General features: G+C 44.0%; 11 protein-coding genes and 2 riboswitches. Of the genes, 9 read left to right on the top strand and 2 right to left on the bottom strand.

What is annotated here, in order from left to right:
* Positions 1-6 precede the first annotated feature (6 nt).
* Complete coding sequence (locus tag LA303_RS04490) at positions 7-831, bottom strand: alpha/beta fold hydrolase (RefSeq protein WP_240526738.1); 825 nt, start codon at positions 829-831, stop codon at positions 7-9.
* Between the two features lie 139 nt (positions 832-970).
* Positions 971-1,034, bottom strand: a riboswitch (Fluoride riboswitch).
* 155 nt (positions 1,035-1,189) lie between these two features.
* On the opposite strand from LA303_RS04490, the gene LA303_RS04485 reads away from it, so the two are divergent.
* The 8 genes from LA303_RS04485 (at position 1,190) to LA303_RS04450 (ending at position 10,220) form a co-directional block, all read left to right on the top strand.
* Entirely contained in the window at positions 1,190-2,044 is an 855-nt protein-coding gene (locus LA303_RS04485; RefSeq protein ID WP_240526737.1) for an SPFH domain-containing protein, read from the top strand.
* Between the two features lie 12 nt (positions 2,045-2,056).
* On the top strand, positions 2,057-2,629 hold the full coding sequence (locus LA303_RS04480; protein WP_240526736.1) for a hypothetical protein: 573 nt from the start codon (positions 2,057-2,059) through the stop codon (positions 2,627-2,629).
* Entirely contained in the window at positions 2,622-2,810 is a 189-nt protein-coding gene (locus LA303_RS04475) for an Arc family DNA-binding protein (protein ID WP_240526735.1), read from the top strand. Before LA303_RS04480 ends, LA303_RS04475 begins: the two co-directional genes overlap by 8 nt.
* 44 nt (positions 2,811-2,854) lie before the next feature.
* Positions 2,855-3,790, top strand: coding sequence for an alpha/beta hydrolase (locus LA303_RS04470; protein ID WP_240526734.1), 936 nt, complete (start codon positions 2,855-2,857; stop codon positions 3,788-3,790).
* A 230-nt stretch (positions 3,791-4,020) separates the two neighbouring features.
* Positions 4,021-4,194, top strand: a riboswitch (cobalamin riboswitch).
* Positions 4,195-4,301: 107 nt separating this feature from the next.
* A complete protein-coding gene (locus tag LA303_RS04465; RefSeq protein ID WP_240526733.1) occupies positions 4,302-5,939 on the top strand; it encodes a DUF4465 domain-containing protein in 1,638 nt (545 codons plus the stop codon).
* 22 nt (positions 5,940-5,961) lie between these two features.
* A complete protein-coding gene (locus LA303_RS04460; RefSeq protein ID WP_240526732.1) occupies positions 5,962-6,996 on the top strand; it encodes a T9SS type A sorting domain-containing protein in 1,035 nt (344 codons plus the stop codon).
* A gap of 12 nt (positions 6,997-7,008) precedes the next feature.
* Positions 7,009-8,991: a TonB-dependent receptor plug domain-containing protein gene (locus tag LA303_RS04455; RefSeq protein WP_240526731.1), complete on the top strand. Its 1,983-nt coding sequence runs from the start codon at positions 7,009-7,011 to the stop codon at positions 8,989-8,991.
* Positions 8,988-10,220: a YncE family protein gene (locus LA303_RS04450; RefSeq protein ID WP_240526730.1), complete on the top strand. Its 1,233-nt coding sequence runs from the start codon at positions 8,988-8,990 to the stop codon at positions 10,218-10,220. The genes LA303_RS04455 and LA303_RS04450 overlap by 4 nt, the downstream gene beginning before the upstream one ends.
* Before the next feature lie 234 nt (positions 10,221-10,454).
* On the opposite strand, the gene tatC is transcribed toward LA303_RS04450, so the two are convergent.
* Positions 10,455-11,363 (bottom strand): twin-arginine translocase subunit TatC, encoded by a 909-nt coding sequence (gene tatC, locus LA303_RS04445; RefSeq protein ID WP_240526729.1) that lies wholly within the window; start codon positions 11,361-11,363, stop codon positions 10,455-10,457.
* 470 nt (positions 11,364-11,833) lie between these two features.
* Here tatC and LA303_RS04440 point away from each other — a divergent pair, with 470 nt between their 5' ends.
* Entirely contained in the window at positions 11,834-13,066 is a 1,233-nt protein-coding gene (locus LA303_RS04440) for an ABC transporter permease (RefSeq protein WP_240526728.1), read from the top strand.
* Positions 13,067-13,078 lie beyond the last annotated feature (12 nt).

The raw sequence follows: 13,078 nt of genomic DNA, 5'->3' as shown, positions 1-13,078 counted from the left end.
AAAGCATTAATTTTGAAGTTGCCTTTTTTTTAGCTCTTCGTACCAACTGGGGCTTCCGGAAAGAAAACCGTACGTTAATTGATAAAAGCGTTCCGGTACTTCCACATGTACCCAGTGCGAGGCTCCGGCAATAGTAATGATTTCGGCATGAGGAAAATGCTGCCGGATAGTATCAAAATCTTCCTGCAAAATATAATCAGACGCTCCGCCCTTGATAAACAAGGCCGGTTTTTCAAATCGTTCCGCTGTCTGAATGGCATCAAACATGTCATCAAGATTGGTTTCTATTCCGTCGATGTTGGGTTTCCATTCAAAATTTCCCTGACTGGTCCGATGAAGATTTTTGAGAATAAAAAGCCGGATACGCTTCTCCGGAATCCATTTTTCCAGCAGTTCTTCAGCCTGCCGCCGGTTTTTCAAGGTTTCCGGATGAATGTTCCGTATGGCTTCGATAATCTTTTTATGCTGAACACGCGGAGGATAAGCTTTCAGTCCGATATCCACCACCACCAATTTCTCCACCATTTCCGGATTTTCCAGTGCAAAACGCATGGCTACCTTTCCGCCCATGGAATGGCCAATCAGCATGGGTTTTTCAATATGGTGTTCATCAATGAATTCAAAAAGATCATCGGTCAGTGCCAGATAATTAAAATTCCCACTATGCGGGGATAATCCGTGATTCCGCTGGTCGGGAACAAATACCTGAAACCCTTCCAAGGCAATCCGCCGGGCAAAACTCACCCAATTATCAGAAAGGCCAAACAAACCATGAAGAATGATTAACGGCTGGTCGCCTTCGTTACCGAATTTCCTGTAAAAAAGTTCCACATCAATTGTTTAGGGCAAAGTTAAATTTTTCGTTCATACACATTCCGGAATCCCGCTTTTCGTTTTCAACACCTGTTTCCCCAGCCACAAAAGAAGTCGTAAAAGAAAAACCGAAAACCTCCTACCCGGCCAAAGAGCACATTAAGCAGAGGTCATCAGCCCTAAACAGGACATTTACGGTGAACCTCATCACCTTTACAAAAATAAGAAAATACGGACTGCGGGTTTTTCTTTTACAAAATTTAAACCGGTTACAAACAATACAAGAATCCGGGGTTTTAAAAAAACAAAAACTTGACAAACAGCTCAAAATGTTGTATTATTGCAATATCAAAATAATATTAAAAATATATTAACCATGAAAGAAGAAAAATTATTTAAACCTGTATCGGGCTATTTAGCCCTTGTTATTGTTCTCGTTTTAATCGGGATACCCGTTTGGGCGGTGGCCACTGGCCAAATGTTATGGACCATTTTACTGGGGATCATTGGTTTGTTTCTGCTCCCCGGATTTACGGTAGTCAACCCTAACGAATCGAAAGTTCTAACCCTTTTTGGGGCTTACAAAGGCACCATTAAAGACAATGGATTCTGGTGGACTAATCCGTTTTTTGTAAAAAAGGGGATTTCTTTGCGCGCCCGCAACCTGGATAGCGAGCCTATTAAGGTAAACGACAAACTGGGTAATCCGGTGATGATTGGCGTAGTGATGGTGTGGCGGGTAAAAGATACCTACAAAGCGGCTTTTGATGTAGATGATTACACCATGTTTGTGGATATTCAAAACGAAGCGGCTATCCGTAAGCTGGCCGGACGTTATCCTTACGACAACCTGGAAGATGAAAATGCCCATCTGACATTGCGCAGCAGCAGCGACGAAGTAAACGAAATGCTGGAACAGGAAATTACCGAACGGCTGGCCATTGCCGGTATCGAAGTAATGGAAGCACGCATTAATTATCTGGCTTATGCCAAAGAAATTGCCGGTGCCATGCTGAAACGGCAACAAGCTTCGGCTATTGTGGCTGCCCGTACCAAAATTGTGGAAGGCGCTGTAGGTATGGTGGAAATGGCTTTGGATGAATTATCGAAAAAACAGATTATTGAACTGGATGAAGAGAAAAAAGCAGCTATGGTCAGCAATTTGATGGTCGTACTTACTTCCGACAAGGATATTTCGCCGGTGGTGAATACAGGAACGCTTTACCAGTAAATCGTTAAAAAGATGGAGAGCAAGAAGCAATACAAGCCCTATTTTCGCGAGGAACAACGCTTTTCCGGCAGCCCGATAAAATGGATTATGCCGGTCATCTTTGCCATCAGTGTCGGGCCGTTGGCTTACGGACTTTATCAGCAACTGGTACTGGGAAAACCGTGGGGTGATCATCCCTCTTCCAACGAAGGGCTTATTTTGACTTTTGTTTTCGTTTTTTTGCTCATGACCGGGCTTTGGATTGCTTTTTCTTTATCAAAACTTCAGGTAACCATTGATGCCGAAGGAATTCATTACCGGTTTCCGCTTTTTATCCGGAAATGGCGAACCATTAAAAAAGAACAAATTGCCCGTTACGAAGTGCGTAAATATTCACCGATTCTGGAATATGGCGGCTGGGGATATCGCCGCCGGCCGCGGATACGGGCACGAAGAAATGGCATAGCACTGAACGTCAGCGGGAAAATTGGCTTGCAACTTTACTTTGCCGACGGCCGGAAAATGCTGATTGGCACCCGGCGACCCGATGCCATCAACCGGGCCATGAAAAAATTAATGGAGGAAAACGACAGGGACGATGACTAAAAAGAAGAAACCGTTTGTACTCCGGCTGCAGCCGGAAATGATGAAAGCCATTGAAAAATGGGCTGCCGATGATTTTCGAAGTATCAACGGACAGATTGAGTGGATACTGAGCGAGAGCCTGAAAAAAGCCGGCCGATGGAAAAAGCCCCCATCCGGGCAGGAAAAAAACGACAAGGATTAATAAAAAATTCTTGTAACAAAGTGAGGTCTATAATTTTTTAACAAATGAAATATTTCGCCATTTTTCTTTTCTGGATTTTCCTACCAGCCCAAAGTTTGATGGCGCAGCAGGGAGAAAATGTTACTTTACACACACCAACAGGCAACATTCAGGGAACATTGCTGATTCCGCATGTTAAAGGGAAAATTCCTGTTGCCCTGCTGATTCCGGGTTCCGGCCCTACCGACCGCAACGGCAACAACCCGATGATGAAAAACAATGCGTTAAAAATGCTGGCAGAGGCACTTTATCAAAACGGCATCGCTTCGCTGCGTTACGACAAAAGAGGCGTCGGAGCCAGCAAAGTACCCGGTTTTTCAGAAAGCAACATCCGCTTTGAGCAGTATATCGCCGATGCCAGAGGTTGGGTTGATTTTCTGAAGCAAAACAAAAAATTCAGTTCAATTGTGGTTATCGGGCACAGTCAGGGTTCCCTCATCGGGATGGTGGTTGCGCAGGATAAAGCGGTGAGCAAATTTGTTTCGCTCGAAGGCGCCGGCGACCCCATCAATGTGGTTTTACGGCGACAGTTACAAAGTCAGCCGGAGCAGGTGAAAAAACCAGCCTTTGCTATTTTGGATTCTTTAGAGGCCGGAAAACAGGTAAAAAATGTACCGGCATGGTTATACACGTTGTTTCGCCCATCCATTCAGCCTTACATGATTTCCTGGTTTCGGTACCATCCTCAAAAAGAAATAGCCAAACTGCACAAACCGGTGCTTATTGTACAGGGAACCACCGACATTCAGGTTTCGCTGTCGGATGCCGGAAAGCTCAAAAAAGCCGATCCTTCTGCCCAATTGTTGATCATCAGTGGGATGAATCACATTTTAAAAGATGCCCCGGCCGACCGACAGGAAAATATCAAAACCTATAATGAACCCGATTTACCGCTGAATAAAAAGTTGGTGACAGAGCTGGTGAAGTTTATTAAAGAATAAAAGAACTATTCCAAACGACTTCATGAGGAATTAATGGGAAGAAAAAATCGTCTGTGTTATAAAAAATGCGGACAGAAGAGTGGTTTTGGATAAAAAACTCGCGAGAATTTTTTCAATTGGGTAAAAAAAGTGGCGAGTTTTTTGTCGTTTTTTGAAAAAAAGTCGTTTTAAAGTTTTGTCTCCTTCTGTTTTACCCTCATTACATTTCAAAACATTTCGAAAATAATCTTACCTTTGCCAAAGATAATGGTTAAGGGAATCCTGTGAGAATCAGGAGCTGTCCCCGCAGCCGTAAGTCGTAGTAACAGTTTTTGGCTACCTTGTGCCACTGTCCGCCCCGGCGTGATGGGAAGGCCGCCAAAAATGCGACAAGCCGGAAGACCTGCCTTTATCGTTTTCGAAGCTTTCGGTGGAAAAGCAGGAGGATTCTTATTTCTTCCCCTTTTTATTTCCGGTTAGCTTACGAAAATTAAGTTTTAATTTTTGTAATGTTTAACTAAATGATTTTCAAATGAAAAAAAATTACTTTTGGGCAGTTCTGCTGACTGCAGGGCTGTTGCTGCCTGTTTTTTTGCAGGCCCAGATCTCCACTTTTGATGATCTGAAGCTGGATTCAACCAATGCCTACTGGAACGGTTCCGACACATCGGGAGGGTTTCAAAGCGGCTCGGCCTATTTCTTCAACGAATACAACCTAACCTACGGAAGTTGGTCAGGTTTTGCGTATTCCAATGTGAAAAATGATACCACTGCCGGATTTTCCAACCAGTATGCTGCCATACCGGCTTCCGGCGTTTTCAACTCATCCAAATACGCTGTGGCTTATGCCTATTCGCCAGTGAGTTTAAAATTAACCGGAGAGCTGGCCGGCTCTGTTTTAAAGGGCTTGTATGTAACCAATTCTACCTACGCTGCCCTTTCTATGGAATACGGCGATGCCTATGCCAAAAAATTCGGCGGAGCAGACGGAACCGATCCCGACTGGTTTTTGTTAACCATTAAAGGCTATGACAAAGGAGAATTTACAGACTCTGTGAATTTCTATTTGGCGGATTACCGTTTTGCTTCATCGGACAGCGACTACATTGTAAAAACCTGGAAATGGGTAAATTTACAGCAACTTGGGGCCGTGGACAGCCTGACTTTCGAGTTACATTCCAGCGATGTAGGAACCTACGGTATGAATACACCGGCTTATTTCTGTTTGGATAATTTCAATGACACGACTTACCAGCACACTTCTGTTTCTACTTTCGACGATGTAAGTCTTGACCCGAAAAATGCCTATTGGAACGGTGCTGATTTGGCCGGCGGATTTACCAGCGGTCAGGCCTATTTTTACAATGCTTATAATCAGGCCTGGAGCAGCTGGAGCGGATTTGCCTATTCCAACATGAAAGACGATACAACAGCCGGATACACCAATCAATACAGTGCCATCACAGCCGGCGGAGTAAACGGTTCACAGGCTTATGGAGTAGCTTATGCTCCTATGCCGGTAAGCGTGAAACTGGATACCGCATTAGCCGGAACGGTATTGAAAGGAGTATTTGTAACCAACTCAACCTATGCCGCGCTTTCCATGGAATATGGCGATGCTTATGCAAAAAAATTCGGCGGAGCCGACGGAACCGATCCCGATTGGTTTTTATTAACCATCAAAGGATACGACAAAGGAGCTTATACCGACTCTGTCAATTTTTACCTGGCCGATTACCGGTCAGACAATCCGGACAACGACTATATTCTGAAATCATGGGCATGGATTGATTTGCAACCACTGGGCACGGTAGACAGTCTGACTTTTGAATTACACTCCAGCGATGTAGGAACCTACGGTATGAATACACCGGCTTATTTCTGTCTGGACAACCTGAACGATGTCACCAACGCGGTTCCGGTCATCCCGGGAAGTACCCAAACGATTCGCGTAAAACTCTACCCCAATCCGGCCGTTCATACGCTTTCAATTTCCGGGGTGAAAGATGCACAAATTGCTGTTTATGACATCAGCGGCCGGAAAGTATGGGAAGAAACCAGCCATTCGGAAAATATCCGGTTGAATGTTTCAACTTACCATCAGGGAATTTACCTGATCCGGATTCAAAAAGGACAGGCTGTGACAACCAAAAAGTTTATCAAAAAATAGGAATCCCATAAATTTTTAAACAATGAATGGCCGTAATCTGTTTTTCTTTTTCCTGTTTGTTCTGCCCTCCGGACTACAGGCTCAGTTTGCCCCGGCAGCAGGACAGGCAGGAACCACGGCCATAAATAAAGACAGCTCAGCTTTTGTAAGCTGGGCTGTTTCTTGTAAAGTCAACCGGGGTTTTATCAATATTGAAGACACAACCGAAACCTATACCGAAGGAGACACTACGTCAAACCGCGCATTTTTTGGCACACCGGAAAATGCTGTAGGAAAACCGGAAGGAGCTTTGGAGGTGGTTAGTCTGGGCGATGGCGGCAATGCGGTTTTAACCTTTGCTCATCCCATAACCAACGGGCCCGGGCCTGATTTTGCTGTTTTCGAAAATGGTTTTCAGTCGCAGGCAGCCCCGTTTGAATATTATCTCGAACTGGCTTTCGTGGAAGTCAGTACCGATGGAAAACGATTTGTCCGGTTTCCTGCGGTTTCTCTTACCCAGGACACCGCGCAAATTGACGGTTTCGGACAATTGAATCCGGAAAAGATCCACAACCTGGCCGGAAAATATGTAACCGATTACGGAACCCCTTTCGATTTACAGGATATTGCCGACAGTACCGGCGTTGACATTGACAGCATCAACTATATCCGTATTGTGGACGTGGTGGGAGATATTCATCCGGCTTATGCCCGGTACGACAGTCAGGGGCACATCATCAACGATCCCTGGCCGACACCTTTCTGGACCGGTGGTTTCGATTTGGCCGGCGTGGGGGTTATACATGAGAAACAGGTAACCGGGACAAAATACATTAACAAAGAAAAATGGATTAAACTTTTTCCCAATCCGGCGCAAAATGTGTTGATCTTACAAAGTATAAAAGCAACTCCTTTTATTGCAACGGTATTTGCGGCGGACGGAACAAAAATGGCGGATCAGGAATTCAACGGAAACGAGCTGCATTTATCAGTATCCAGCTGGCCCAATGGGTTTTATGTAGTAAAGATACAACAAGGAAAAACGCTGATTATCAAGAAAATTATTATCAGGCACTAAAACCAACAAAAAATGAAGGCATTGGCCACGGTTGCGATTTTGTTTTTGTCGCTGCAGCTTACGGCACAAATGCTGCCTGATACTCTCTCTATTCCGGAGATTCAGGTTCATTCAAAGTTTAAAGTTTCCGGTGCCGGAATTACCGGACAAACAATCGATTCATTGACCATAAAAAGGGAAGCCGGTGCTTCTTTATCTGATTTACTGGCAGCCCACACGGCATTATTTATCAAAAGCGAAGGAAGAGGCGCTTTGGCTACCGTGTCATTCAGAGGAACAGATGCCTCGCACACCCGGGTGTACTGGAACGGCATGAGTATTCAGTCGCCCATGCTGGGACAAACCGATCTATCACAAATCCCAATATTTTTACTTGACCGGATTGTTTTGCATCCCGGAGCGTCGTCGGTGACAGACGGAAGTGGTGGCCTGGGAGGCAGTATTGATTTAACCAGTTTTTCAACGCCGGTTAACCACTGGAAAATAAGCGGAACGCTTTCGGCAGGAAGTTATCTTACATTCAATAACTACCTGTGTATTCAAAACGGGAACCGCCATTTTCAAACAGCAACCCGGTTGTATTACAACCGGTCAAAAAATGATTTTCCGTTTTACAACAAAAACATTGCGGATATTGATCCGAAAACCGGAGAATACATTTACCCGAAACAAAGAAACGAACATGCAGACTATCTTTTGGACGGATGGCTTCAGGAGTTTGTTTTCCATTTTAAGAAGAAATACCTGCTCAACCTGAATTACTGGTATCAATATTCAACACGGGCCCTTCCGCGCCTGAACACTTATGAGGGAGACGATCATGCCAACCTGAGCCGGGAACAGCAGCCGACACACCGGGCGACCATTCATTTCACATCCTTTGGCAAAAGCGGCCGGACAGATGTTCATATCGGATTTCAGGCCCAGAACATGACTTATGAAGTACAAAACCAGATTGGCGGTATGGGATATTATGATGCGGTTTATTCCGTTTCGAAAACCACCGGCAGTTACAACAAAGTAACTTATACCTGGAACAAAAGCAAAAAGACTCTCTTAAAAGCCGGATATCAGTTCAATTATGAACACGTCAACACGCGCGACAGTGTAAGCCGTACCGGTTATTGTAAAAACAGAGCGACCCACGATTTAATCTTTTCGTGGCAACAGATGGTGGGAAAACATTTTTCTTCCATGGTTTTTTTACGTAAAGAATGGATACAACAAAACGCGCTGCCTCTCATTCCTTATTTTGGTTTCAACTGGGTTTCCGGTCGCCAGCAACAATGGCTGATACAAGGCAATATCACCCGGAATTACCATTATCCTTCGCTTAATGATCTATACTGGCAGCCGGGAGGTAATCCGGACTTACGTCCTGAAAAAGGAATATCATCAGCGTTGGGGTTGGTTTGGGAACCCCAAATAAAAAACATAACCTGGAAAACACATCTTTCTTTGTTTTACAACGATATCACCGACTGGATTTTATGGACACCCAGCCCGCTGGGATACTGGTCGCCCGAAAACATCGAACACGTCATCTCGCGCGGGGTTGAAATACAACTTCATCTTAATTTTTCTTACCGCGATTTCCGGTTCTTTATCCGGGCAGGTTACGCCTACACCAAAAGCACCAACGAAGGAAACCACGAAAAATGGGGAGATGCTTCCATCGGAAAACAAATTCCTTATGTACCGGTACATTCCGGAAATTTCACAGGAGAAGTACAATGGCACCACTTTTTTATTACCTGGGTAAATACCAGTTACTCTGAGCGATATACTACATCATCCGAAGATCTGACTTTGCGGGACAGACTTTATCCATATTTTATGAACGATGTATATGCCGGAAAAACTTTTAAATTGAAATCCGGGGAAATCGGACTCCAGTTAAAGGTTTATAATTTATTTAATGAAGATTACCGGTCTGTTTTGGGACGCCCCATGCCGGGAAGGAATTATCTGCTGATGTTGACTTTTAAACCATGAAAAAACCAAGACCAATAACATTGAGACGGCAGATGCAGGATGAAACAGCCATGCGTCCGCGTTATAAACGCGGACGAGATAAAAAGTTAAAGTTAAACACATCCGCATTGCAAACGCGGACGAGTTGGATAAGCTGGCTTTTTCTTTCTTGGCTTTTGTTATTCTTTTCCGGCTGCATGAAAGACGACAGCATATACAATTTTCAGCGGCTTGATGCGGATGAAAAAGGAAAAGCGGTTTTTATTGTCAACGAAGGCAATTTTATGTATGGAAACGCCTCGCTCACCTATTACAATCCTGACAGCAACAAAGTATTAAACGACATCTTTTACCAAACCAACGCCCTGCCGCTGGGCGATGTAGCCAATTCGATGCGCATTATGGATTCGCTGGGATTTATCGTCATTAACAACTCCGGTAAGATCTATGTAATGAATGTGAACACCTTTCGGTATACCGGAAAAATTACCGGACTGGTTTCGCCCCGCAATATTTACATTTTAAGCCGGACAAAAGCTTATGTAACCGATTTATATGCAAAGAAAATTTACATTGTAAACCCGACAACCTTGCAAATTACCGGATCGATTTCCATTGACAATCACAATCCCCAATTTTATCAGCATTCATCGGAACAGATGGTCTTTTGGGGAAAATATGCTTTTGTAAACAGCTGGTCGTATGACGACAAGATATTAGTGATAAACTTGTTAGATGACAAACTGGTTGATTCTATCCAGGTAGTTAAACAGCCCAACAGCATGGTGTTAGATGCCCGGCAAAGGTTGTGGGTCCTTTCGGACGGTGGTTTTCGCGGCAGTGGCTACGGTCAGGATACGGCTGCATTAACCTGCATTAATCCGGAAACCCGAAAAATTGAAAAGGTGTTCCGGTTTACTGATTTAGCAGCATCTCCCACCCGGCTGTGTTGTAACAAAGCAGGCGATACCCTTTATTTTCTGTACAACAGCCTTTCGGGAGGAATAGTGAATCATGCAGGCGTTTATGCTTTTCCGGTAAATGCTTCCCGACTTCCTGACGTTCCGCTTATTTCGCAGGGAAATCATCAGTTTTACGGCCTGGGAATCCGCCCTGAGAACGGGAATATTTATGTTTCGGATGCCCGTGATTACATGAGCCGGGGTGAAGTTTATATTTATTCGCCACGCGGCCAGCTGCTCGACAGCTTACAGGCAGGAATTATTCCGGGCAGTTTTTGTTTTAAATAACTCCCGGACCGGGTGAAACAACCGGAACCCGTTGGTCTGGTCAGGATATTAATGGAGAAAACTTGCGGCCGGGGTGGTAGCGGCAGCGCCCGGCAGCAGAAGCGGATTAGCGCCTGTTGAAACCGGGGATGGCCCGGCTGCAGCGACCGAAGGAAGCTCGCAGCCGGCTGTGGCAATACACCGCTTCTGCTGCCGGGACTACAGCGAACAACCCGTTAAGCCGCCCAAAAATCATCAGGCTGCAGCTTCACGTAATAACCTTTTATACACTCTTTTGGAAACAATGATACTGGCTTCGTACAAAAGCCAAAGCGGAATCATTACCATCATTTGGCTAAATACATCCGGAGGAGTGATGATGGCAGAAATGGTAAGCAAAATAACAAACATGTATTTCCGGTTCTTTTTCATCATCATGGGAGTAATCAAACCAATACGGGTAAGAAAATAAACCAGTATCGGGAGTTCGAAAACAATGCCCACGGCAAAAGTAACCGAAACCACCGTGCTGATGTAGGAAGTCAATGAGATTTGGTTAACTACATCGCTACTGACCGAATAAGTGCCCAGAAAATTGACCGTTAACGGAACGATGAGAAAATAGCTAAAAACAACACCTAACAGAAAAAGAGAGGTACTGACAAGCAATCCGCCCCGGGAATATTTCTTTTCGTTCTCGTGCAAAGCCGGTCTGACAAACCGCCAGATTTCCCACAACACATACGGAAAAGCCACAATAAAACCCGCTACGATGGAAATATACATGTGGGTAAGGAATTGCCCCGACATCTTGATGTTGATAATTTTCAGATGCATGTTGGTAATACACAACGACTGGGCATGCAAAAAATGCCCCAGCCGGCACAACAGACGATAGGTGATAAAATGAGAGCTACTGGGCGCCAGGATAATCCAGTCAAAAATAACATGCCGGTTGGCAAAAGCTACTCCGGCAAGAATTACCACAGCAATGAGAGAGCGGAAAATATGTCCGCGTAACTCTTCAAGGTGGTCCCAAAAAGACATCACCTTTTCCTCTTCCGGTGCATTATTTTTTGTGGTATGTTGTTCCATGGAAAAACGAAAGTCCAAAAATAAAAAAACCTTATCAACGACGGGACTTTTTATTAATTTAACTTTCACAAGCTTTATAACCAGTTAAAAATAAAGTTATTTAAAATTCAAAAGAAAATGCAATGATAGAAATTTACAGGGTTGTGCATAAAAAACACAGATTACTATAAATTACTTCAATAAAAATATTTACTAAGTTTAATAAATGCAACCTACTGATAACTCTATCATTCAAATGTTGCCGTAATCATTTTATTTTTTAATGACACACTACTAATTCCGGTAAAATTGCTTTTTACAAAGTGTTTTTCTGTTCCTTTCTTGTCTCGTCAAGAAAGCCCGCCTGACCATTGTCGGGCAGGGAACCAAAGAAGACGCACCGAAACGAATGCTTCTTCCCACTCTGCCGGAAAACGACAGATACTGCATTAAAATTCGTGTGTCAGCCGCGGAGTTATTTACAAAACAATGTCCTATTCGTCGTTTCTTTTGTTCGGGGATTTATCGGATATTTGCACAAAGTTCGAAAAACAAAAGCAATGCGATTTTCGTTTTACATGGCCCGGCGGTATCTTTTTTCCAAGAAATCGCACAACCTGATCCATATCATTTCGTGGGTTTCCATGATCGGATTGGCCATTGGTACAGCAGCATTGATTATTGTTCTTTCGGTATTTAACGGATTTGAGCAGGTTATCTCTTCTTTATACAACTCTTTCGATCCCGATTTTACCATTACAGCCGTGCAGGGAAAAACATTTCAAACATCCGGTTTCCCCATGGAAAAGATAAAGCAGCTGCACGGTATTTCGGAAGTAGTTCAGGTGGTGGAGGAAGATGCGCTGTTTAAATACGGCGACCGGCAAACTATCGGGAAGATCATGGGACTTTCTCCCAACTTTATGAAAGTAAGCCGGCTGGATACCATGATGCAGGCCGGAGACTTTGTATTGCAAACAGGAAAAGCTGATTTTGCGGTTGCCGGAGCCGGAGTAGCCTGGTTTTTGGGAATCAATGTACGGGACACCCGTCAGTTGTTAACGGTATTCATTCCCCGCCGGGGAAATGCTTCTTCATTTAATTTCCGGAATGCTTTTAACAGCGGCGTACTTCCGGTATCCGGAATATTTTCTGTCCAACAGGATTTTGATGAAAAGTATGTACTGGTGCCGCTGCGCTTTGCCCGCGACCTCTTAAACTACACCAACCAGGTTACATCACTGCATGTTTACATCAAGAAAGGCGTCTCTGCAAAAAAAATTCAAAAAGAAATAGAAACCCTTGCCGGGAAAAACTTTGTGGTAAAAAATCGTTTCGAACAAAACGAAACACTTTACAAAATCATGAAATCGGAGAAGATGGCAGTCTTCCTGATTTTGGTTTTTATTCTTATTTTGTCGTCGTTTAGTATGATTGGTTCGGTAGCCATGTTCATTGTAGAAAAAGTAAAGGACATTGCCGTATTAAGAACCCTGGGTGTTGACATGAAAACGATGCGGACTATTTTTCTGCGGCAGGGAATTCTGATCAGCCTGCTGAGTGCCTTTTCCGGATTGTTTATCGGTTTTATCATCTTGTGGCTTCAACAACAGTATGGTTTTATCAAGCTGGGATCCGGAAACGGTGGATTTATCATCAATGCTTACCCGGTACAAATGCGGTTTTCCGACTTTTTTTACGTGTTTATTACCGTTTTCCTGATCGGATGGGGAGCTTCGTGGTATCCGGTGCACTTTCTGCTGAAAAAAGAACAAAAAATAAAACTGGCATAGTTTTTTCAAAAA

This window comes from Candidatus Sulfidibacterium hydrothermale (assembly GCF_020149915.1).
GTDB classification, from domain to species: domain Bacteria; phylum Bacteroidota; class Bacteroidia; order Bacteroidales; family F082; genus Sulfidibacterium; species Sulfidibacterium hydrothermale.
This window is presented reverse-complemented; position numbering and strand designations above follow the sequence as displayed.